The sequence below is a fragment of the Streptomyces sp. genome (assembly GCF_036524955.1).
In the GTDB taxonomy this organism is placed as follows: Bacteria; Actinomycetota; Actinomycetes; order Streptomycetales; family Streptomycetaceae; genus Actinacidiphila.
Window position 1 is genome coordinate 1 of the sequence record NZ_DATDBG010000201.1, and the last position, 20,929, is coordinate 20,929.

General features: G+C 71.4%; 20 protein-coding genes and 1 pseudogene. 11 read left to right on the forward strand and 10 right to left on the reverse strand.

The genetic code is table 11. The annotated features are described in order from the left end of the window. Positions 1–1,794: glycosyl hydrolase family 28-related protein (locus VIW71_RS16590; protein WP_331623075.1), on the forward strand; the 1,794-nt coding region annotated here is incomplete at its 5' end. A gap of 93 nt (positions 1,795–1,887) precedes the next feature. Here VIW71_RS16590 and VIW71_RS16595 read toward each other — a convergent pair. Together VIW71_RS16595 and VIW71_RS16600 are read right to left on the reverse strand one after the other, a co-directional pair. Continuing rightward, positions 1,888–3,618, reverse strand: a complete 1,731-nt coding sequence (locus VIW71_RS16595; RefSeq protein ID WP_331623076.1) for a polyamine aminopropyltransferase — start codon at positions 3,616–3,618, stop codon at positions 1,888–1,890. Positions 3,619–4,077: 459 nt separating this feature from the next. Further along, entirely contained in the window at positions 4,078–4,599 is a 522-nt protein-coding gene (locus VIW71_RS16600; protein WP_331623077.1) for a DUF2617 family protein, read from the reverse strand. A 668-nt stretch (positions 4,600–5,267) separates the two neighbouring features. On the opposite strand from VIW71_RS16600, the gene VIW71_RS16605 reads away from it, so the two are divergent. The 8 genes and pseudogenes from VIW71_RS16605 to VIW71_RS16640 all read left to right on the forward strand — a co-directional run bounded on the left by VIW71_RS16605 (position 5,268) and on the right by VIW71_RS16640 (position 11,239). After that, positions 5,268–6,434 carry a pyridoxal phosphate-dependent aminotransferase gene (locus VIW71_RS16605; protein ID WP_331623078.1) on the forward strand — a complete coding sequence of 389 codons (1,167 nt, stop codon included), beginning with the start codon at positions 5,268–5,270 and terminating at the stop codon, positions 6,432–6,434. A 185-nt stretch (positions 6,435–6,619) separates the two neighbouring features. After that, the gene (locus VIW71_RS16610; RefSeq protein WP_331623079.1) at positions 6,620–7,015 is read left to right on the forward strand and encodes a hypothetical protein; all 396 of its coding nucleotides are present in this window, start codon (positions 6,620–6,622) and stop codon (positions 7,013–7,015) included. 28 nt (positions 7,016–7,043) lie between these two features. Continuing rightward, positions 7,044–7,478, forward strand: a pseudogene (locus VIW71_RS16615) (aminotransferase class I/II-fold pyridoxal phosphate-dependent enzyme); the annotation flags it as partial. Positions 7,479–7,518: 40 nt separating this feature from the next. Next, on the forward strand, positions 7,519–8,460 hold the full coding sequence (locus VIW71_RS16620) for an ADP-ribosylglycohydrolase family protein (protein WP_331623080.1): 942 nt from the start codon (positions 7,519–7,521) through the stop codon (positions 8,458–8,460). Between the two features lie 236 nt (positions 8,461–8,696). Then, a complete protein-coding gene (locus VIW71_RS16625) occupies positions 8,697–9,770 on the forward strand; it encodes a hypothetical protein (protein ID WP_331623081.1) in 1,074 nt (357 codons plus the stop codon). Positions 9,771–9,877: 107 nt separating this feature from the next. Further along, positions 9,878–10,252 (forward strand): VOC family protein, encoded by a 375-nt coding sequence (locus VIW71_RS16630; protein ID WP_331623082.1) that lies wholly within the window; start codon positions 9,878–9,880, stop codon positions 10,250–10,252. A gap of 286 nt (positions 10,253–10,538) precedes the next feature. Next, positions 10,539–10,799: a CopG family transcriptional regulator gene (locus VIW71_RS16635; protein ID WP_331623084.1), complete on the forward strand. Its 261-nt coding sequence runs from the start codon at positions 10,539–10,541 to the stop codon at positions 10,797–10,799. Continuing rightward, on the forward strand, positions 10,796–11,239 hold the full coding sequence (locus VIW71_RS16640; RefSeq protein ID WP_331623085.1) for a PIN domain-containing protein: 444 nt from the start codon (positions 10,796–10,798) through the stop codon (positions 11,237–11,239). Before VIW71_RS16635 ends, VIW71_RS16640 begins: the two co-directional genes overlap by 4 nt. 229 nt (positions 11,240–11,468) lie before the next feature. Here VIW71_RS16640 and VIW71_RS16645 read toward each other — a convergent pair whose 3' ends face one another. From VIW71_RS16645 to clpB, 3 genes are all read right to left on the reverse strand, one after another. Next, the gene (locus tag VIW71_RS16645) at positions 11,469–12,350 is read right to left on the reverse strand and encodes a S1 family peptidase (RefSeq protein WP_331623094.1); all 882 of its coding nucleotides are present in this window, start codon (positions 12,348–12,350) and stop codon (positions 11,469–11,471) included. Positions 12,351–12,826: 476 nt separating this feature from the next. After that, on the reverse strand, positions 12,827–13,366 hold the full coding sequence (locus VIW71_RS16650; RefSeq protein ID WP_331623086.1) for a YbjN domain-containing protein: 540 nt from the start codon (positions 13,364–13,366) through the stop codon (positions 12,827–12,829). A gap of 281 nt (positions 13,367–13,647) precedes the next feature. Next, positions 13,648–16,251 (reverse strand): ATP-dependent chaperone ClpB, encoded by a 2,604-nt coding sequence (gene clpB / locus VIW71_RS16655; RefSeq protein ID WP_331623087.1) that lies wholly within the window; start codon positions 16,249–16,251, stop codon positions 13,648–13,650. Positions 16,252–16,590: 339 nt separating this feature from the next. On the opposite strand from clpB, the gene VIW71_RS16660 reads away from it, so the two are divergent. Next, entirely contained in the window at positions 16,591–16,971 is a 381-nt protein-coding gene (locus tag VIW71_RS16660; protein ID WP_414720756.1) for a hypothetical protein, read from the forward strand. A 46-nt stretch (positions 16,972–17,017) separates the two neighbouring features. Continuing rightward, positions 17,018–17,428, forward strand: coding sequence for a pyridoxamine 5'-phosphate oxidase family protein (locus tag VIW71_RS16665; protein WP_331623088.1), 411 nt, complete (start codon positions 17,018–17,020; stop codon positions 17,426–17,428). A gap of 54 nt (positions 17,429–17,482) precedes the next feature. Here the strand turns inward: VIW71_RS16665 and VIW71_RS16670 are convergent, their stop codons facing one another. The 5 genes from VIW71_RS16670 to VIW71_RS16690 all read right to left on the reverse strand — a co-directional run. Further along, positions 17,483–17,794: a hypothetical protein gene (locus VIW71_RS16670; RefSeq protein WP_331623089.1), complete on the reverse strand. Its 312-nt coding sequence runs from the start codon at positions 17,792–17,794 to the stop codon at positions 17,483–17,485. 78 nt (positions 17,795–17,872) lie between these two features. After that, on the reverse strand, positions 17,873–18,376 hold the full coding sequence (locus tag VIW71_RS16675) for a heat shock protein transcriptional repressor HspR (protein WP_331623090.1): 504 nt from the start codon (positions 18,374–18,376) through the stop codon (positions 17,873–17,875). Positions 18,377–18,380: 4 nt separating this feature from the next. Then, positions 18,381–19,574, reverse strand: coding sequence for a molecular chaperone DnaJ (gene dnaJ / locus VIW71_RS16680; RefSeq protein WP_331623091.1), 1,194 nt, complete (start codon positions 19,572–19,574; stop codon positions 18,381–18,383). A 110-nt stretch (positions 19,575–19,684) separates the two neighbouring features. Beyond that, the gene (grpE, locus tag VIW71_RS16685) at positions 19,685–20,359 is read right to left on the reverse strand and encodes a nucleotide exchange factor GrpE (RefSeq protein ID WP_331623092.1); all 675 of its coding nucleotides are present in this window, start codon (positions 20,357–20,359) and stop codon (positions 19,685–19,687) included. After that, positions 20,356–20,929 (reverse strand): Hsp70 family protein (locus tag VIW71_RS16690; protein ID WP_331623093.1); only part of this gene is annotated, 574 nt, incomplete at its 5' end. The genes VIW71_RS16690 and grpE, both read right to left, overlap by 4 nt.

The following is a 20,929-nucleotide window of genomic DNA, read 5'->3' on the forward strand; positions in this document are numbered from 1 at the left end:
GACCGCTCCGCGTACACGCTGCCCGCCGAGGCCTCCGGCCGCAAGGCGGTCACCCTGGCCCCCGGCCAGTACATCGAGTTCACACTGCCCGCCGCCGCCAACGCGATCACCGTGCGCTACAGCATCCCCGACGCCCCGGGCGGCGGCGGCAGCACCGCGCCGCTGGGCGTCACGGTGAACGGCAAGCACCGCGCCACCATGACGCTGACCTCGCAGTACGCGTGGCTCTACAACCAGTACCCGTTCTCCAACGACCCGCAGGGCGACCTGATCCACCCCGACTGGTGGATCACCGAGTGCGCCTGCGTGCCCGCCGCCACCACGCCCGCCCCGGTGATCGCCAAGCCGTACCGCCCCAGCCACTTCTACAACGAGCAGCGCCTGCTGCTCGGCCGCACGTACCGCGCCGGCGACACCGTGCGACTCACCGCGCCGGCCGGGACCACCGCCGCGGCGACCACCGTCGACCTGCTCGACTCCCAACTCGTCGGCCCCCCGCGGATCGTCCCCGTCGCCGCCGACGTCCTGGCCTTCGGCGCCGACCCGTCCGGCCGCCGCGACTCCGCCGACGCGTTCGACAAGGCGATCGCCTTCGCCCGGCGGGCGCACCTGACGGTGTACGTGCCGCCGGGCACGTACCAGGTGAACCGGCACATCATCGTGGACCGGGTGACGATCGAGGGCGCCGGCGACTGGTACACCGTCATCAAGGGCCACCAGGTGGACCTGCCCGCCAAGGCGCCCGACGGTTCGGTGCACACCGGCGTCGGCTTCTACGGCAAGGACGCCTCCCTGGGCGGCAGTTCGGACGTCCACCTGTCGGGCTTCGCGATCGTGGGCGACGTCCGCGAGCGCGTCGACACCGACCAGGTGAACGGTATCGGCGGCGCGCTCAGCGACTCCACCGTCGACGGCCTCTACATCCAGCACACCAAGGTCGGCATGTGGTTCGACGGGCCGATGCGCAATCTGCGGATCACGCGCAACGTCATCGTCGACCAGATCGCCGACGGCATCAACTTCCACACCGGCGTGACGGATTCGGTGGTCTCCGGCAACTTCCTCCGCAACACCGGCGACGACGCCCTCGCGATGTGGTCGGAGAAGGCCGGGAACACGCGGAACACCTTCGACCGCAACACCGTGCAGACCCCGGTCCTGGCCAACGGCATCGCCCTGTACGGCGGCACCGACAACACCGTCTCCCGCAACCTGATCGCCGACCCGGTCCGCGAAGGCAGCGCCCTGCACATCGGCGCCCGCTTCGGCGCCGAACCGTTCACCGGCCACCTGTGGATCACCGACAACACCACGGTCCGCGCGGGCACGTACGAGCTGAACTGGAACATCGGCCTCGGCGCGATCTGGTTGTACGCGCTGGAACGGGACATCGACGCGGACGTCCAGGTCACGGGTGACGCCTTCCTGGACTCCACGTACAACGCGATCATGCTGGTCAGCGACTTCCCGGTGAAGGACCTCTACTCCATCAGGAACGTCCTTTTCAAGGATCTGAGGATCGACGGCACCGGCACCTCGGTGCTGAGCGCCCGCACGGCCGGCTCGGCCTCCTTCGAGAACGTGGACGCCCGCAACGTCGGCGCCGTCGGCATCAACAACTGCGGCTCCTTCCACTTCACCCCGGCCGGTTCGGAGTTCACCGTCACCGACCTCGGCGGCAACGACGGAGGTGGCACGACCGGCCCCTGGCTCGCCCCCTGGGAACTGCCCAACACGATCACCTGCGACGACCGGCCGCCCGTGGTGACCCCGCCGGCGCCGTCGGGGTGGTGAGAGCGGGAGCCGGGTGGTGAGAAGAGTGTCCGGGCGGTTCCACGGCGGCAGGTCCGGCCGTCGGCTCGCCTGTGCGTTCGGCGTCCCCGGCGACTACAGCCGCGGGTGCAGCAGGGTCGAGGGGGCGTGCGGGCGGGCCGGGCGCGGGACGTCCGGCGCGGGGAGGCTGGGCAGCGGGTTTCCGGGCAGCCCCGAGAGGAGGAGGGTCCAGGGCGCGGGGGCGCTGCGGGGCCGGCCGGCAGGGGCGCGGCAGCCTCCCTCGCCCCCCGCGCTGTCCCCGCCCCCCGCACTGTCCGCACCGTCCGCGCCTCCCGCACTCTCCCCGCCCTCCCCGCTCTCCGCGCCCTGGGCGCCCCCTGCTAGCTCCGCTCCCTCCGGGCTCTCCGGGCTCTCCGCACTCCCCGGGCTCCCCGGGCTCCCCGGGCTCCCCGGGCTCTCCGCAGTGTCCGCTCCCCCCGCCTCGTACGGCACCGTCCGCAGCCCCACCGCCGCCAGCGTGGCGTCCAGCGTCCACAGGGTGTGCGGGGTGCGGCCCGCAGGGACGGCCAGCCGACCGCCCTCCGCGAGGGACCGCGCCGCCAGCCCGTAGAACTCCTCCGAGTACAGCTTCGCCGAGGCCGACACCCCGGTCCCCGGCTCCGGCAGATCCGCCACGATCACGTCGTACGGCGCGCCTCCGGGCCCCCCGTCGCGTGGAGGCCGCCGTCCCCCCGCCCGTCCCCGCAGCCACTCGAACAGATCCCCCGTCGCCACGCGCACCCGCCGGTCGCGGAACGCATGGCCGTTCAGCCCGGCGAGCCCGGGGTCCGTCCGGGCGAGCCGGACCAGCGCCGGATCCACCTCCACCACCGTGACCGACCGCACCCCCGGATACCGCAGCACCTCCCGCAGCGCGAGCCCGTCCCCACCGCCCAGGATCAGCACCCGCCCCCGCGGCCCGGCCGTCATCGCCGGGCCGGCCAGCGCACGGTGGTACGAGGCCGCGTCCGCGCCGCACACCCGCAGCCGCCCGTCCAGGAAGAGCCGCAGCCCGGCGGCCTCCCCCCTGTCACCCCTGTCCCCTGTCCCCGTATCCCCGGTGAGGACGATCTCCTGTACGGCGGTCCGCTCGGCGACCCGTACCTGCCCCCCGTACACCGCGCGGCGGGCCGCCCGTTCGAAGGGGCCGGCCGCCGCGGCGGCGCCCGCCAGCACGGCGAGCACGCAGACGTTCGCGACCAGCAGCCGGCCGCGCGCCCGTATCGACAGGTCCGCGCGGAAGAGCCACAGTACGATCGCGCCGCCGGCCACGGCGTTGACCGCTCCAGTGGCGAGCGCGCCGGTGAGCTGCCCGGTGTGCGGCAGCAGGAGGAAGGGGAACGCAAGGCCGCCGACGAGCGCGCCCACGTAGTCGGCGGCGAACAGGTCGGCGACCGCGCCGCCGGCGTCCTGGCGGCGGATGCGCTGGACGAGCGTCATCAGCAGCGGCACCTCGGCGCCGATCAGCAGCCCGATCGCGAAGGCGCAGCCGACCATGGCGAGCCGGGCCTGCCCGTACCACGCGAAGCACGCGTACAGCGCCATCACCGACAGACCGCCGATCAGCGCGAGCACTGTCTCGACGGCGGCGAACCCGGCGGCGGCGCGGCTGCGCAATCGTTTTGCCAGCAACGATCCGCAGCCCATCGCGAAGACCATCACGGACAGCACGACGGACGCCTGCGTGATCGAGTCGCCGACCAGGTACGAGGCGAGGGCGACGAGTTCCAGTTCGTAGACCAGGCCGCAGGCGGCGCAGATGAAGACGGCGGCCAGGACGAGGGCGCGGGCAGCAGCGGGCGGCACGGGGAGGGTGGCGGAGGCGGGAGCGGGCGGCACCGGGAGGGTGGCGGAGGGCGGAGCGGGGGCCGTGGCCGAAGTGGCGGCCGTGGCCGAAGTGGCGGCGGGCGTCTCGGCTGGAGTCTTGGCTGGAGTTGTCGCGCGGGCAGGCGGGTGTGCGGCCCGGGGTCCCGTCCGCGGTGCACCCTGCCGTGCCGTCTCCGGTGCCTCGGGCGCTTGGGCCGCCCGGGGTGCCTGGGCGGCCTGCGGTGGCTCGGGTGCCGGGGCGGCCCGCGGCGCCTCCGGAGCTTCTGGTGCCTGGGCCGCCCGCGGTGGCTGCGGTTCCTGGGCCGCCTCCGGTGCCTCCGGTTCCTGGGCCGCCCGCGGTGGCTCGGGAACCTGGCTGCGGCCGTGCCGGTCGATCATGAGTGCACGCTACGTCAGGCCAGCGCCGCGATCCGTCACCCACAGGCGTGAATCGGCGCGTCAAACCGGCGCGGTGAGGCGGGTTCTGGTGGTGACGAGCCGCCCTTCCTGCGGATACGCATGCCACGTACGCCAGCGCACGCTCCCCTCGGCGCACTGCACCAGCATCGCGGTGAAGGCGTGCGGATCGCCGGGGAACGTCCCCGCGAGGCACCGCGGATGATCGGCCACCAGCGCCAGCAACTCCTGTGCCCGCCCGGCGAACGAGGCCTGCGACAGGGTCTCGGTCCGCGCCGCGAACTCGTAGTCCCACACCCCGACCCGGCGGGCCACCCCGAACGGCAGCGGCGCCTGACTGCCCGGCAGGCACGCGACCGTCTCCGAGCAGTCGCCCCGCCCGGCGTCGACCAGCACCTGGTGGGACGCGCCGAGCAACCGTAATTCGACCTTGGCGCGCAGCCCCAGCGCATCGCCGACCTCCAGGTCGAGTACGGCGAGCGCGGGCAGCGCCTCTTTCCCCAGGCACCAGGCGAGGTCGCCCGCGCGGGTGTCGGTGTAGGCGGTGTTGAGGGTGGTGAGCATGGATCGGCTCCGCAAGCACGCAGTGAGGAGGTGAACTCAGGCACGCAGTGGACAAGCACGCGTTGGAGGATGGGCCGACCCGCACCCGCCGGTCGGGGGTGCATCGGCTCGTGCCCACGTGAGGCCCACGGAAGGCCTCGTCGGCCGACGTGTGGCCCACGAGGGGTCCATGGACCCGCTGAGGGATCCGGTATTACGGAATCATGAAACGCGAGGGCCCATCAGCGTTTTTACCCATCTGTACGTACTTTCCATCCCTTGGAGCGCTTGCGAACTCACATGCTCAGGTTTGACCATTCCTGGACCGAATCCGCCCCCTCCCCTCCCCCTCCCCTCACACTTCCCATCACCCCGCCCCTCCCCGAATCCCCCGACCCTCTCCCCCCGACCCTCTCCCCGCGCCCTTCGTCCCGCCCCCGTCCCCCAGGCAGTACGCTCCCCCTGACCAGGCGGCCCGGGGCTCGGACGGGGGCCGGCCGAAGCGGGAACGGGTACGAGACGGGCGGTGCGCGGTCCCGGGCGCGCGGCGAGCCGGGCGGGGCCCGGACGCAGAGGACCAGGTCCGGGCCTGTATCCGCTCAGGGACGAAGAGGGACGGGCACGGGCACCACTCGCTCGGGTACCTGCCGAGCGGGCATGAGACGGAACGGGTGAGACGAAAAATGACCATGACCGGCAGGCCGCTGCTGAACCGCCGCCTCGACGGGCTCGGGACGACGATCTTCGCCGAGATGTCCGCCCTCGCGGTCGCCACCGGGGCGATCAACCTCGGCCAGGGCTTCCCCGACACCGACGGACCCGAATCCGTACGAGAAGCCGCCGTCCGCGCCCTGCGCGACGGCCGCGGCAACCAGTACCCGCCCGGCCCCGGCATCCCCGAACTGCGCACGGCCGTCGCCGACCACCAGCGCCGCTTCTACGACCTCACCTTCGACCCCGACACCGAGGTCCTCGTCACCGCCGGCGCCACCGAGGCCATCGCCGCAGCGATGCTCGCCCTCCTCGAACCCGGCGACGAAGTCATCGCCTTCGAGCCCTTCTACGACTCCTACGCCGCCTGCATCGCCATGGCCGGCGCCGTCCGGGTGCCGTTGACCCTCCACGCCCCCGACTTCCGCCCCGACCTCGACGCCCTCCGCGACGCCCTCACCCCCCGCACCCGCCTGCTCCTCCTCAACTCCCCCCACAACCCCACCGGCACGGTCCTCACCCGCGACGAACTCACCGCGATCGCCGCCCTCGCCGTCGAACACGACCTGCTCGTCGTCACCGACGAGGTCTACGAACACCTCACCTACGACGGCACCGAGCACATCCCCCTGATCTCCCTCCCCGGCATGCGCGACCGCACCGTCTCCATCTCCTCCGCGGGCAAGACCTTCTCCTTCACCGGCTGGAAAGTCGGCTGGGTCACCGCCTCCGCTCCCCTGGTCGCAGCGGTCCGCACAGCCAAACAGTTCCTCACCTACGTCGCCTCGGGCCCCTTCCAATACGCCATCGCCGAAGCCCTCGCCCTCCCCGACCCCTACTACACCGCCTTCCGCGACGACCTGCAGACCAAGCGCGACCTCCTGGCCGCGGGCCTGACCGACGCCGGCTTCACCGTCTTCCGTCCCCAGGGCACCTACTTCATCACCACCGACATCGCCGACATCGCCCCCGGCACCGACGCCCTCACCTTCTGCCGCGAACTCCCCCAACGCTGCGGCGTCGTAGCCGTCCCCAACTCCGTCTTCTACGACCACCCCACCGCCGGCCGCACCCACGTCCGCTTCGCGTTCTGCAAAAAGGAAGAGGTTCTGTCCGAAGCCGCGGAGCGCCTGCGCGCACTGTGAACGGCGATGCAGGACGTGGGGGCAGTCCCGGCGGCCACCGGGGGGATTCCTGCGAGCGGGGTTCTTGCGGTCAGATGGCCGTGGACGGCATGTGTTTGCTCAGATAGCCCTTGAACGCCCTCCGGATCTCCGCCTGTACATAGCCGGCTTGCATCTCCCATGCGGGTGAGATCGGCGGAGGTCAGGTGCACGAGTTCGAAGGTTCCCCGGGCAACCTCGGTCAGGAACGCCGCCTCGACCTTCGGCCAGCGCTCAAGCAGCCAACAGACTTCGGTGCGGTTACCGCCCAGGCCAAGGAGGCCGTCGAGCGCATCGCAACGCTCGTCGGACTCAAGGAACGGATGTTGCGCACGCTTCACGAGGCTGGATCCAAAGGCATCACCCGGCGCATCGTCGACGATCTGATCGGCTATCTCATGCTCACGATCACATGGGCGGCCGAGCGCTACGACGTGAGCTACCAAGCGGCGAGCAACGCGGTGAACAAACTTGTCGGGCTGGGTCTCCTGCGCCAGTTCTCGGAAGGAAGGTACGGACGGATCTTCATCAACGACGACACGATGCGCGTCCTGATCGGCTGACCCGTCCGGCAGGTCGCGCGAAAACGGCGTGGCCTGGGTCACCGGCAACCCGGGACTGATGGCCGCCGTCCGCACGGCCAAGCAGTTCCTCACCTACGTCGCCTCGGGGCCCTTCCAGTACGCGGTGGCCGAGGCCCGCCGCCTCCCGGACACGTACTACGCCGCCTTCCGCGACGACCTGCAGACCAACCGCGACCTGCTGGCAGCGGGCCTGAACGACGCGGGCTTCACCGTCCTACGCCCGGCGGGCACGTACTTCATCACCACCGATGTCGCCCAACTGACCCCCGGTGTCGATGCGTTGACCTCCTACCGCACCCTCCCCGACCGCTGCGGCGTCGTGGCCGTCCCCAACTCCGTCTTCTACGAACACCCCACCGCCGGGCGCACCCAAGTCCGCTTCGCCTTCTGCAAGAAGCAGGACATCCTCGCCGAAGCCGCCGAACACCTACGGCACTTCTGATGCAAGACCATGGCGACTGCCAGGTCTGTACGCTGCCCGCGTGAATCGTACGCAGCGTGCCGTCGGCGCGGTCGTCGGGTCGGCCGTGGGGGATGCCCTGGGCGCTCCGTTCGAGTTCGGCCCCGCGGGAGCGTTCTCCGCCCGGTTTCCCGACTCCGACCGTGGCGGTGAAATGTGCGGGGGCGGCGGCTGGGAAGTCGGCGAGGCCACCGACGACACGCAGATGGCGGTGCACGTCGGGGAATCCCTGCTGGAGCGCGGCGGGCTCGACCTGCCGGACATCTTCGCCCGCTTCCAGCGGTGGGCGGCTTCCGATCCCAAGGACATCGGCCTCCAGACCGAAGACGTCCTCACCAACGGCAAGCCATGGGACCTCGCTGCCGCGGCGCACTTCGCCGGCAACCGCCGCGCCGCCGGAAACGGCGCCCTGATGCGTGCCGCTACCTCCGGGGTCTACTTTGCCTGCCAGGAACAGTCCGCCACCATGGACGCAGCCCGGCGGATCTCCGCGCTGACCCATGGCGATCCCGCGGCGTGGGAAGGCACCGCGATCTTCCACGACCTCCTGCGCGTGGCGCTGGCGGGCGCCGACCCAGTCGCTGCCCTTCCGGACGCGCTCGCCCAGGTCCACACCGATCATCGGGGCCGGTACGCCGCCGTCCTGACCCCGTACTGGCATCCGGACCAGGCGACGGAGTTCAACGGCGCGGTCTGGCCCTGTCTCGCCTCCGCTGTTTGGGCCGTGCGCACAACCAGCTCCTACGAAGACGCCGTGCGAGCAGCCATCGACCTCGGCGGTGACACCGACACCGTCGCCGCAGTCACCGGTGGCCTCGCCGGGGCCATCCACGGATTCGACGCGATACCCACCCGCTGGACCGAGCCACTGCACGTCCCCCTCCCGGGCGCGAGCGACCGGGTCCTACGTTTGCCCGACCTCATCGACCTCGCCCAGCACTTGGCGGACCCGCCAACCGGCTGAATGGCGTCCCTTCACCGGCCAACCCGCGAACAACGGAAGCTACTCGGTATCCTTGGGGTGTCGCGGAGAGGCGTACACCAGGATCACCGTCGAGGTCTCCGGGCTGACCAGGTAGCGAACCCGGCCGCCGCTGGTGATCTCATACCAGTGCGCGGGTCACCGACCCCGGCACGTACACCGTCACCGACGGCACGGCCGGCTGCTCGTCCACGTCGACGCACTGGGACGCCCCGTTGGTGACCCGCAGCACCACGAGCGCCGTCGAGGTCGACTGCACGCGCATCGAGGGCGCCGCCCCCGGTGAGCGGGTCGTCTCCTACGCAAGCACCGTCGAGTACGGGTACGTCCGGCAGTGGGTCACCGACGCCTCGGGCGGCACCGTCTGCGTCCGGGATGGCAACGCCGGCTGCGAGCTGCCCGGCGCCGGCCCGTACCGCGTGCTGTCCTATGTGGTCGACAGCGTCGACAGCGAGGCCCCCGTCGACTATCAGATCCAGGTCGGCAGCCTGTCGGACCCGGTGGGCTGCCCGTCCGTCCAGCCCGGCGACTTCGGCGCCGCCCCCGCCTCCCCGGCCGGCCAGGTCCGCTGCCGGCTGCTGGACGTTCCGGCGGCCGGTGCCTACACCGTCGACCCGGTCGACACCGACCGTAACGCCTCGGTCTGGTCGTACGTGTACGACAGCGCGGGTCGGCAGATCTGCCAGGGCGGCGACACCGGCGCCTGCACGTTCCCGGCCGCCGGCTCCTACCCGCTGGTGATCGGCGACCCGACGCGCGTCGCCGACGCGACCGTCGCCGACGCGTTCCTCGACCGGGCCGGCACCCAGGGCTGCGTCCCGGCGGCCGGAGGACTCAACGAGGGCACACTCAGCGCCCCCGGTCAGTTCGACTGCCTGCAGCTGTCCGCCCCGCAGGGCGCCCGGATCGCCGCCCTCGCCCCGAACACGTCCGACCACGTACAGGTCGAGGCGGTGGACCGGGACGGCCTCTGGCAGTGCGGCGCGGACACCCTCTCCGCGGGCACCTGCGCCCTGACCGGTACGGCGCCGTACCGACTGCTGGTGCACGCCGCCGAGTACGAGCAGCCCAGCCCATACGGCGTCGACGTGGTTGGCACCGACGTCCCCTCGCCCGGCTGCGCCGTCTTCCCGCAAAGCACCTTCACCGACGAGTCGAACGCTGTCCACCTCACTACCGGCCGCACCCAGGTCCGCAAGAAGACAGACGTCACATGTTCGCCTTCTGCATCAACCGCTCTGCCGGGCACTGCCGGGCGACTCGGCGTCGGCCGGCCCTGGCGCCACCTCTGATCGGAGCCCGTGTGACCGGCAGCACCTGTGGTCGGAGCCCGTGTGACCGATGAGTTTCCGGCCACCTCCCAGTCCTCATGGGTAGGAACCATGCACAGGAGGCGATCATGTTCGGTTCGACGAAGGCGTTCAGTGGCTTCTCGGTGGACGACATCGACGCGGCCAGGAAGTTCTACGGCGAGACGCTCGGGCTCCGGGTGTCCGAGCAGAACGGCATGCTGATCCTGCACATCGCGGGTGACCGGGACATCCTCGTCTACCCCAAGGCCGACCACACCCCGGCGACGTACACGATTCTCAACTTCCCCGTCGCCGACATCGAGGCGGCGGTCGACGAGCTGAGTCGAAGGGGCGTGCGTTTCGAGCGCTACGACCACCTCAAGACGGACGACAAGGGCATCTTCCGCGGCGGCGGGCCGCTGATCGCGTGGTTCACCGATCCCGCCGGAAATGTGGTTTCCGTTCTGCAGGAGCCCTCGTAAGCGTCCAGGAACGGCCCGATCCCGCTGAGAGGTGGATCAGATCGGGCCCGGCCGCACCCAGGTCCGCTTCGCGTTCCGCAGGAGGCGGAGAGGCGTACATCAGGATCACCGTTCTGCGCCAAGCGAGCGGTCCGAGCGACCGTTGCCCACGAGGGCGGGCGCTGACGGCGGCAGGTGCCCGCGGCTCGTTCTCTCCACGGCCGTCAGCACCACTCGCCCTGACCGGCGACGGGCGGGCGACACCGAGAATATGTGGCACGCTTGGTACATGGACTACTCTTAGTACATGTCGATGAAGCGAACCAACGTCTACGCCGACCCTGAAGACCTCGCCATCATCAAGGAGGCGGCCGCCCGGCGCGGCATCAGCGAAGCCGAGATCATCCGACAGGGCATCCATCTCGCTGCCATGGCCAACCGTGTCTGGGACGAGCCCCTGTTCTCGCGCACCTTCGAAGGCTCCGGCCGCACCCCTTCCAGAGAGGATGTGCGGAACGCGGTGGCGGACGGCGTCCAGCGTGAGGCTGTCCCGGGGACGGCGCCGTGATCATCGTCGTTGCCGACACCTCTGGCCTGCTGGCCGCGCTCGACTCCGCACATCCGGAGCATGAGGGGGCCAACGAAGCCATCATGGCCGCCGGCCTCCTCGTGATGTCCCCGCTGCTGCTCGCCGAGATCGACCACGTCGCCACCCGTGAACTCGGACGCGAGGCCGCGATCAGCGCGATCGACGACATCCGGCGCTGGATGCGAGTGAGCCGCGTCGTCGTACCGGAGATCACGGAGACCCACCTGGCGACGGCACAGTCCGTACGAGCCCGGTACGCCGCACTCGCCCTCGATCTCGCCGACGCGGTGAACGTCGCCCTCGCCGCCGACTACGACACGGATGCCGTTCTCACTCTCGACCGTCACGACTTCCGCGCCGTGCGCCCCCTCGGCCGCCACAAGTCCTTCCGCGTCCTGCCCGACGATCTCCCGCTCTGACTGCGTTTGCGGCAGCGAATGAGTCATGAACACGACGTGGCCTGGGTCACCGCCTCCCCGGAAGGTGCGCCGACCGCCATGCGCAGCACCTCCCGGGGCGAACCGCGCCCGGGCGGGCCGGCGTTCCGTCACCCCGACTCAAGCACCGCGCGGAGCCCGCACCGTCCCGGCACCGTACACAGTCTTCCCAAGGGGGACGCGAAACGGGCTGAATGCCGCAAGCACCCGGTCAGAAGACGGCCAGCTGGTACGCGGAGAGGGCTTCGGTGACGGGCTGGTAGTAGGTGGTGCCCCCGGTGGAGCAGTTGCCGCTGCCGCCGGAGGTCAGACCGAGGGCGGTGGTGCCGGAGAAGAAGGGGGCGCCGCTGTCGCCGGGTTCGGAGCAGACGTTGGTCTGGACGAGGCCGTAGACGACGTTCCCGCCGCCGTAGTTGACCGTCACGTTCACGGCGGTGACGGTGCCGCTGCGGACGCCCGTCACGTAGCCACTGCGTTTGACGACCTGGCCGACATAGGCGTTGCCCGCCTGGGTGACGTCCTGGTAGGTGCCGTTGTGCAAGTAGACGCGGCCGTCGGCGTTGGCGGGATTGACGTACTTGATGACGGCGAAGTCGTCGCCCGGGAAGCTGGCCGCGACCACGGTGCCCAGGATCTGCGTCATGGCGGGGTCGATGTACCAGGTGGTGGCCTGCGTGACGCAGTGCCCGGCGACCAGGGCGTAATACCCTCCGCCGCTGTCACGGACGTTGAAGCCGAGCGTGCAGCGGTAGCCGGGGGCGTAGATGGGCTGGCCGCCGGCGATGAGCGGGCGGAGCACGCCGGGGACGCGGTGGATGACGAGCGCGCCGGGTAAGTCCTTGGCGGCCCGCTCGATCCTGTCGACGCCCCGGGCGTCGACCCGGCTGTCGGCGGTCACGACCAGCCTGCCCGAGGCGGCGTCCGCGTACCAGGCGCTCCCCGCGACGTCCGCCTCGGCCAACGCGTCGCTCGCCGCCGCCAGTTGGCCGACGCCGATCCGGTGCGCCGGTCCGGCCGCCGCGGACGGAGCGGCCAGGGCGAGCACGGCGAGGAGGCCGGACGCCGCCGCGATGGTACGGGCTCGGCGGGTCATGCGGTTACGGGCGCGGTCGCGCTTGTCGTTCCTGCTGCTGCGGGACAGGGACAGGGGACTCACCGTGTTCTCCCTGCTCGGTCGTAGGGCCGGGCCAGGGCACGGACGCACCCGCCCGAAGCCGTCGCCGGGCCCGTGGCGACGGCGCTGAGGGCACTGTCCGCCATCCCGCCGCGCGGGACAAGGCCGGATCCAGCCGCACACCGCGTCAGAGCGGGAGGGTCGCGTACGGGAGCGGTGGCTGATCGCCGCCTGCGCGGGGCAGTACGGGCAGGCGTGGTACGACGGGCGGCCGTACCGTCGCCGGCATCCTGGTCCCGTACGCGGGCGCACGTGCCGAGCCCGGCCGCGCGCCGCCGCCGTTGCGGTGGTCACGCCGGCCGGGATCTCGCTGGGCCAGGGCGCTTACGGACCGGCTGTCGTCACCGTGCCGCTGCGAAGCGCACCTGAGCCCGGCAGGAGCTCAGCGGTGCTGCTCACTCCGTGGGGTCGTCACCGGAGTCCGGGTCGCCGCCGTCCACATCCTTCTCCAGGCCCAGCGTCTCGCCGACCCACTTGTCGAACTCGATCGACGCCCGCACCCAGCTGACCGTGCTGGACACGAAGTGCTCAAGCCCCACACCCAGCCCGATCAGCATCTGCCCCTCGCCGATCAGGCGGACCGAGCCGTCGTCGTGGGTGTGCGTGTAGACCTTGGGCCACAGGGTGCGGCGGTTCCAGTCGTCGATGACCTCGTGCAGGTGCGGCTTGTCGTCGACCGAGTACGCACGGTCGTAGAAGGTGCGGACCGCGAAGACCGCCTGATCCCCCTCGCCGCGGAACATGAAGTACGTGCGGAATTCCTCCCACGGCGCCGCGAGGTCCCCCTCCTCGTCGACGAGGTACTTCAGCTCCATCTGCTCCAGAAGCTGCTTGATCAGCTCCTGGTCCGGGATGACCACGCTGCCGGCGGGTCCGGTCGGCTCGGGGTCCGGTTGGCCCCCGAAATTCGGAATCGAGGACGGGTCGATGCTCACCGTGAAGGTCCCTTCGTAACGTCTCCCCGCCATCCTCCACCATCCCGCCCCACATGGTGAAACATCCCGAAGGGCTGACGCCCGAGCTTCTGGAGCAGGCGGCCGAGGAACGAGGCCACCCGCGCAAGAAGCAAGCAGGAAGACCGACCGAAAACGCCACAGGGCTGACGCCCGAGCTTCTGGAGCAGGCGGCCGAGGAACGAGGCCACCCGCGCAAGAAGCAAGCAGGAAGACCGGCCGGAAAGCCGGCGGTACGCGTTGGGCGTACCGCCGGGGCGCCGTTACTTGCTCAGGTCCGGCCCCGTCGCCGCCCCCACGATCAGGCCGTCCAGCGCGCGGTCCACCCGCACCGTCTGGCCGTCGAGGACTTCGCCGGCGAGGATCGCGCGGGCGAGGGGGTCGCCGATGGCGGTCTGGACGAGACGGCGCAGCGGGCGGGCGCCGTACGCGGGATCGTTGCCCTCCTCCGCGAGCCAGTCCAGCGCGGCGTCGGTCATCTCCAGGGTGAGGCGGCGGTCGCGCAGCCGCCGGGCGAGGCGGTCGGTCTGGAGGCGGGCGATGCGGCGCAGCTCGTCCTTGGAGAGGGCGGAGAAGACCACGATGTCGTCCAGCCGGTTGAGGAACTCCGGCTTGAAGGAGGCCCGCACCGTCTCCAGGACGCTCTCCTTCTTCTGCTCCTCGCCGAGCGTGATGTCGACCAGGTACTGGCTGCCCAGGTTGGAGGTGAGGACGAGGATGGCGTTGCGGAAGTCGACGGTACGGCCCTGGCCGTCGGTGAGGCGGCCGTCGTCCAGTACTTGGAGGAGGACGTCGAACACCTCGGGGTGCGCCTTCTCCACCTCGTCGAGCAGCACCACGCTGTACGGGCGGCGGCGTACCGCCTCGGTGAGCTGGCCGCCCTCCTCGTAGCCGACGTATCCGGGCGGGGCGCCGACCAGCCGCGCGACGGAGTGCTTCTCGCCGTACTCGCTCATGTCGATACGGACCATCGCCCGCTCGTCGTCGAAGAGGAAGTCGGCCAGCGCCTTGGCGAGCTCGGTCTTGCCGACGCCGGTCGGGCCGAGGAAGAGGAAGGAGCCGGTGGGGCGGTCGGGGTCGGCGATGCCGGAGCGGGAGCGCCGTACCGCGTCGGAGACGGCACGTACCGCCTCGCTCTGGCCGATCAGCCGCTTGCCGAGCTCCTCCTCCATCCGCAGCAGTTTCTGCGTCTCGCCCTCCAGCAGCCGGCCGGCCGGAATGCCGGTCCAGGCGGCGACCACGTCCGCCACGTCGTCCGGGCCGACCTCCTCCTTGACCATCGTCTCCTTCGCGGCCTCCTGCTCCTCCCGGGTGGCCTCCGCCAGTTCCGCCTCCAGCTTGGGCTTCTCGGCGTAGAGCAGCTTGGACGCGGTCTCGAAGTCGCCGTCGCGCTGGGCGCGCTCGATGCGGGTGTCGATGTCGTCGAGGCGTTCCTTGAGTTCACCGACCCGGTTGAGGCCCTGCTTCTCCTTCTCCCAGCGGGCGGTCAGGCCGCGCAGCTCCTCCTCGCGGTCGGCGAGGTCCTTGCGCAGCTTCTCCAGGCGCTGCACCGACCCGGGGTCGGTCTCGTTCTTCAGCGCCATCTCCTCCATCCGCAGCCGGTCCACGCTGCGCTGGAGTTCGTCGATCTCGACCGGCGAGGAGTCGATCTCCATCCGCAGCCGGGACGCGGCCTCGTCCACCAGGTCGATCGCCTTGTCGGGCAGGAACCGGGAGGTGATGTAGCGGTCGGACAGGGTGGCCGCGGCGACCAGCGCGGAGTCGGCGATCTGCACCTTGTGGTGGGCCTCGTACCGGCTCTTGAGGCCGCGCAGGATCGCCACGGTGTCCTCGACCGACGGCTCGGCGACCAGCACCTGCTGGAAGCGGCGTTCCAGGGCCGGGTCCTTCTCGATCCGCTCCCGGTACTCGTCCAGCGTGGTCGCGCCGACCATCCGCAGCTCGCCGCGGGCCAGCATCGGCTTGAGCATGTTGCCGGCGTCCATCGCGGAGTCGCCGCCCGCGCCGGTGCCGACGACGGTGTGCAGCTCGTCGATGAAGGTGATGATCTGCCCGTCGCTCTCCTTGATCTCGGCGAGCACCGCCTTCAGCCGCTCCTCGAACTCACCGCGGTACTTCGCGCCCGCGAGCATCGCGCCGAGGTCCAGCGCCACCAGCCGCTTGTTGCGCAGCGACTCCGGCACGTCGCCCTTGACGACCCGTTGGGCCAGGCCCTCCACGACGGCGGTCTTGCCGACGCCGGGCTCGCCGATCAGCACGGGGTTGTTCTTGGTCCGCCGGGACAGCACCTGTACGACCCGGCGGATCTCCTGGTCGCGGCCGATCACCGGGTCGAGCTTGCCCTCGCGGGCCGCGGCGGTGAAGTCGGTGCCGTACTTCTCCAGTGCCTTGTACGTGCCTTCCGGGTCCTGGCTGGTCACGCGCTGTCCTCCCCGAGCCGTCTCGAAGGCCGCCAGCAGCGCCTTCGCCGTGGCGCCCTGGTCGGCGAGCAGCTCGGCCGCCGGGCCGCCCTTGACGGCGGTCCCGATCAGCAGGTGCTCGGTGGAAAGGTACGCGTCGCCGAGCTCCCTGGCGCGCTGCGAGGCGTCGGCGATGACGGCGAGCAGGTCGCGGTTGGCCTGCGGGGGCGCGACGGTGGAGCCCTGGACCTTGGGCAGCGCGGCGACCAGGCGCTCGGCGCCGGCCCGCACCGTGGCCGGGTCCGCGCCCACACCGGTCAGCAGGTCGAGGACGTTCTCGTTGTCCGTGCCGCTCAACAGGGCGAGCAGCAGATGCGCGGGCGTCAGGTCCGGGTTGCCCTCGGCCACGGCCCGGGTGTTGGCGCTGTTCAGCGCCTCCCGGCTCTTGTTGGTCAGCTCGGCGTCCACGGTCGTCCTGTCCTCCTCGTCGGTCGGCGGTGCGTACGAATGTCCGTACGGTTGTGCGTACGGCTACGCGTACAGCTGTGTGACGGTTCGTACGGCGGTGCGGCACTCGGCCATGCGGCTCCACAGCCCCCGTCAAACCTGCCTAGCACAACATGAAGCAAGTTGAGTCTATTCCACTCAAGGCAATGATGGGGAGCAGGCCGGGCGACCCGCGACGGGACGCCGCACCGAAGACGCGCCCGGAATTTTGCATGAACATGGAAGAGCTCCTTGCCGCGGTGCACGAATGCGGGCCTCAACTCCCCTGGGTGCTTGCGGAGTTGACCACATCCTTCGCGCGTGAGGACTGCGATCGCCCCTGGGCACCCCATGGACCCGAGCGGTGCCGCCGTACAGGCCGAGGCCGCCGCCCTGCGGGAAACCGCCGCCGCCTGCCCGGTCGTCCTGCCCGGCGGCGTCCCCGGCGTACGGCCCCGACGCCGACCGCTTCGACATCACCCGGCCCGCCACCGCCACCTGTCCTTCGGGCACGGCACCCACTACTGCCTGGGCACGCCGCCGGCCCGCTTCGAAGCGGTCATCGCGCTGCGCGCCCTGCAGGCCGCCTACCCGGACCTCACGCTCGCCGTCCCGGGCGACACGCTGCCGCCGCTGCCCGGGTTCGTCGGCAACAGCGTCGCCGCGCTGCCGGTACGGCTGGCAGACCGCCGCGCGGAGTAATCCCTTACGGGACCGTACGGTCGTACGCTCCCGATACCGTCGGGCCATGTCAGCACCCCGCGACCCCCGCTCCCCCGACCCCGGGTACCTCGCCTTCTGGCGCGCGCACCACCTGTGCACCCTCACCACCCACCGCCCCGACGGCAGTCCGCACGTCGTCCCGGTCGGCGTCACCTACGACCCCGAGACCGGCCTCGCACGCGTCATCACCCGCACCACCAGCGCCAAGGCCGCCCACGTACGAGCGGCCGACCCGCCCGGCGCCCGGGTCGCGGTCTGCCAGGTCCATCGAGGTACCTGGGCCACCCTCGAAGGTCTCGCCACGGTCAGCGACGACCCGACCCGCGTCGCCGAAGCCGTCCGCCGCTACGCCGAACGCTACGGTCGCACCCCCGCCCCCAACCCCCTCCGGGTCGTCATCGAAATCGCCCTCACCCGCGCCATGGGCAACGCGTAGGGCTCCGCCGCAGGACGCGTCATGCCCGGCCGGTACGGCGAAGTCCCTTTCGGATCAGGGCAGTTGGCGCCAAGCTCGGGGTAGGTTGAGGCGCCGCGCCTCCCCCTTCGCGTGGTCGGCGAAGAGGGAACGGACCCGCTGGTCGCCGGGGGACGCCGGCGCGGGCTTCTTCATCACCTCCGACGCGAACGGCGTCCAGGGCACGATGACCGGGATCGCCGCACACGACGGCGAGCCAGCCGCGCTGCCGGCCGGTCCCGGCGGGCGGCTCGGTGCTTCTTGCCGGCCGAGCGCCGCCGCGGCCGTGCCGTTCAGGGGGCTGACGCCCCCGAACGGCACCTGCCGGAACAGGACAAAGGGCCGCACCCTTGCGCAGGGCGCGGCCCATCGGTCTCCACCGGGCACAGTCCGGCACACAACCGCCCGCAGTCAGCCGACCCCGGGTCAGCCGTCCCGCTTGGGGCGCCACACGACGAGCGCGCTTGTGTGCTGCACGTCCTGGTAGGGAACGAGATCGCGGCGGTACGACGCGTGCACCGCCGCCTCACGCTGCTGCATGACCGCCGCGGCGCCCTCCACGGCGGCGGTGAGTTCGGCGACGCGGGCCTGCAGCGCGGCGACCTGGTTCTCCAGTTCGATGATCCGCTTGATGCCGGCGAGATTGATGCCCTCGTCCTGGGAGAGGCGCTGCACCTCGCGGAGTTGCGCGATGTCGCGGGCGGAGTAACGGCGGCCACGGCCGGCGGTGCGGTCGGGGGAGACCAGGCCGAGCCGGTCGTACTGCCGAAGGGTCTGCGGGTGGAGCCCGGACAGCTCGGCCGCCACCGAGATGACGTAGACCGGCGACTCCTCGGTGAGCTGGTAGGGATTGCGCCCACGCGGCCCGGCCGGGCCGGCCGGCCCGACGGGCCCGCCGGTCCCGCGGATCCCACCGCCGTCGATGCTCATCTGATCACGCTCCCTTTGCGGCCTTGAACAGCTCCGCCCGCGGATCGATGTCCGCGGTCGCTTCCCGGTACGACTCCAGCGCGTCGAGCGCCTTGCCCTCGGTCCGGAGCGGCACCGCCACCTCGATGGTGACGAGCAGGTCGCCCCGCGAGCCGTCCTTGCGTACCGCGCCCTTGCCCCGGGCGCGCAGGGTACGGCCGTTGGGGGTGCCTGCGGGAAGTTTGAGGGTGACCGGAGGGCCGCCGAGGGTGGGCACCTTGATCTCGCCGCCGAGCGCCGCCTCGACGAAGGTGACCGGCACGGTCACGGTGAGGTTGGCGTCCTTGCGGCCGAACACCGGGTGCCGCCCGACGTGCACCACCACGTAGAGATCACCGGCCGGACCGCCGCGCTCGCCGGGCGCGCCCTTGCCGCGCAGCCTGATCCGCTGCCCGTCGGTGACCCCGGCGGGGATACGGACCTGCATGGTGCGCGAACTCTTCGCCCGGCCGCTGCCGTGACAGACCTCGCAGGGGTTCTCCGCTATCAGACCGCGGCCCTTGCAGTCCACGCACGGGTCGGTGAGCGAGAAGCCGCCTCCGCCGCCGCGCGAGACCTGCCCGGTGCCGACGCAGGTCGGGCACACCCGCGGCGTGCCGTTCTTGTCGCCGGTCCCGGAACACGCCTTGCAGGGCGCCTGCGACGACATCCGCAGCGGAACCGTCGCCCCGTCCACCGCCTCGGTGAAGCTGAGCGTCACCTCGGACTCGATGTCCTGGCCGCGGCGCGGCTGCACGCGGGTACCGCCGCCGCGGTTGAACAGGCCGCCGAACACGTCGCCCAGGCCGCCGCCGAAGCCGCCGCCCTGGCCGGTGCCGGTGCCGGCGCCGGGGCCCTGGGCGCCGCCGAAGAGGTCGCCCAGGTCGAAGTTGAAGCCGCCGGTACCGCCCGCGCCGGGACCCGGGCGGAAACCGCCGTTGCCGAAGAGTGCGCGGCCCTCGTCGTACTCCTTGCGCCGCTTGGGGTCGGAGAGCACGTCGTTGGCCTCGGAGATCTCCTTGAAGCGCTCCTCCGCCCTGGCGTCGCCCTTGTTGGCGTCCGGGTGGAACTCGCGGGCGAGCTTCCGGTACGCCTTCTTGATCTCCGCCTCGGTGGCGTCCTTGGGAACGCCGAGGACCTTGTACAGGTCCTTCTCCAACAGGTCCCTACTGATGCTCATCCCCGGCGTCCCTCCTCTCCGTCATATATACGGCCCTCGGGCCGGTTGTACTGCGGTCCGGCCGGTGTGCCGTAGCGCACACCGGCCCGCGCACCGCCGCTGTCACACCGTCAGCCCTCGTCCGGGCCACCGGTCTCCTCATCGTCCGCCTTCTGCTCCGCCGCCGATTCCTCGGCCTTGGCCTGGCTGCCCGGCTGCGGTTCGGCGACCGCGACCCTGGCGGGCCGCAGATTGCGTTCCCCGATGCGGTACCCGGGCTGGAGGATCTGCACGCATGTGGTCTGCGTGACATCCGGCGAGTAACTGTGCATCAGGGCCTCGTGCACCAGCGGGTCGAAGGGCTCGCCCTCCTTGCCGAACTGCTGCAACCCCAGTTTGGCCGCGACCGTCTCCAGCGACTCGGCGACCGACTTGAACCCGCCCACCAGCTCGCCGTGGTCCCGCGCCCGGCCGATGTCGTCCAGCACCGGGAGCAGTTCGGTGAGCAGGTTGGCGATCGCGATCTCCCGGACCGCGATCCGGTCCCGCTCCACCCGTCGGCGGTAGTTCTGGTACTCGGCCTGGAGGCGCTGGAGGTCCGCGGTGCGCTCATTGAGCGCGGTACGGGCCTGGTCCAGCTGCGCCCTGACGGCCGTCAGTTCGTTGGCGTCCCCGCCGGGGGCCGCCGGGCCCGCCTCGCCGGTACTCCCGGCGGTCGCGGCGGACCCGGCGTCCTTGGACTCCGGCTTTTCGGTGGCCTCGGAAGGGACGTCGGGCTCGTCGAAGCCCTTCGGCTCCTCCGTCACGCGGCACCGTCCTTCTTTTCGTCGTCCACGATCTCGGCGTCCAGCACGTCGTCGTCGGCCGCGCCGGCGTCACCGGCCCCACCGGCGGCACCCGCGGCGGCGCCCTCGGCCTGGGCGTTGGCGTAGAGCGCCTGCCCGAGCTTCTGGCTGGTGGCCGCGACCTTCTCGGTGGCCTCGCGGATCGCCGCGGTGGCGTCGGCGTCCGCGGTCTCGTTCTTCAGCTTCTCCTTGAGGTCGGCGACCGCGGCCTCGACCTCGGTCTGGACGTCCTCGGGCAGCTTGTCCTTGTTGTCCGCGATGAACTTCTCGGTCTGGTAGACGAGCTGCTCGCCCTGGTTGCGGGTCTCGGCGGCCTCACGGCGCCTGTGGTCCTCGTCCGCGTACTGCTCGGCTTCCTGGCGCATCCGGTCGACCTCGTCCTTGGGCAGCGAGGAGCCGCCGGTGACGGTCATCCGCTGCTCCTTGCCGGTGCCCAGGTCCTTCGCGCCGACGTGCATGATGCCGTTGGCGTCGATGTCGAAGGTGACCTCGATCTGCGGCATCCCGCGCGGGGCCGGCGGCAGACCGGTC

Excerpts from the sequence above, each read along its gene's own strand:
- VIW71_RS16605 (WP_331623078.1), top strand. The coding sequence starts at position 5,268 with ATGACCGGCAGGCCGCTGCTGAACCGCCGCCTCGACGGGCTCGGGACG.
- VIW71_RS16645 (WP_331623094.1), bottom strand. The coding sequence starts at position 12,350 with ATGACCCGCCGAGCCCGTACCATCGCGGCGGCGTCCGGCCTCCTCGCC.
- dnaJ (WP_331623091.1), bottom strand. The coding sequence starts at position 19,574 with ATGAGCATCAGTAGGGACCTGTTGGAGAAGGACCTGTACAAGGTCCTC.
- VIW71_RS16630 (WP_331623082.1), top strand. The coding sequence starts at position 9,878 with ATGTTCGGTTCGACGAAGGCGTTCAGTGGCTTCTCGGTGGACGACATC.
- VIW71_RS16665 (WP_331623088.1), top strand. The coding sequence starts at position 17,018 with ATGTCAGCACCCCGCGACCCCCGCTCCCCCGACCCCGGGTACCTCGCC.
- VIW71_RS16600 (WP_331623077.1), bottom strand. The coding sequence starts at position 4,599 with ATGCTCACCACCCTCAACACCGCCTACACCGACACCCGCGCGGGCGAC.
- VIW71_RS16635 (WP_331623084.1), top strand. The coding sequence starts at position 10,539 with ATGTCGATGAAGCGAACCAACGTCTACGCCGACCCTGAAGACCTCGCC.
- VIW71_RS16675 (WP_331623090.1), bottom strand. The coding sequence starts at position 18,376 with ATGAGCATCGACGGCGGTGGGATCCGCGGGACCGGCGGGCCCGTCGGG.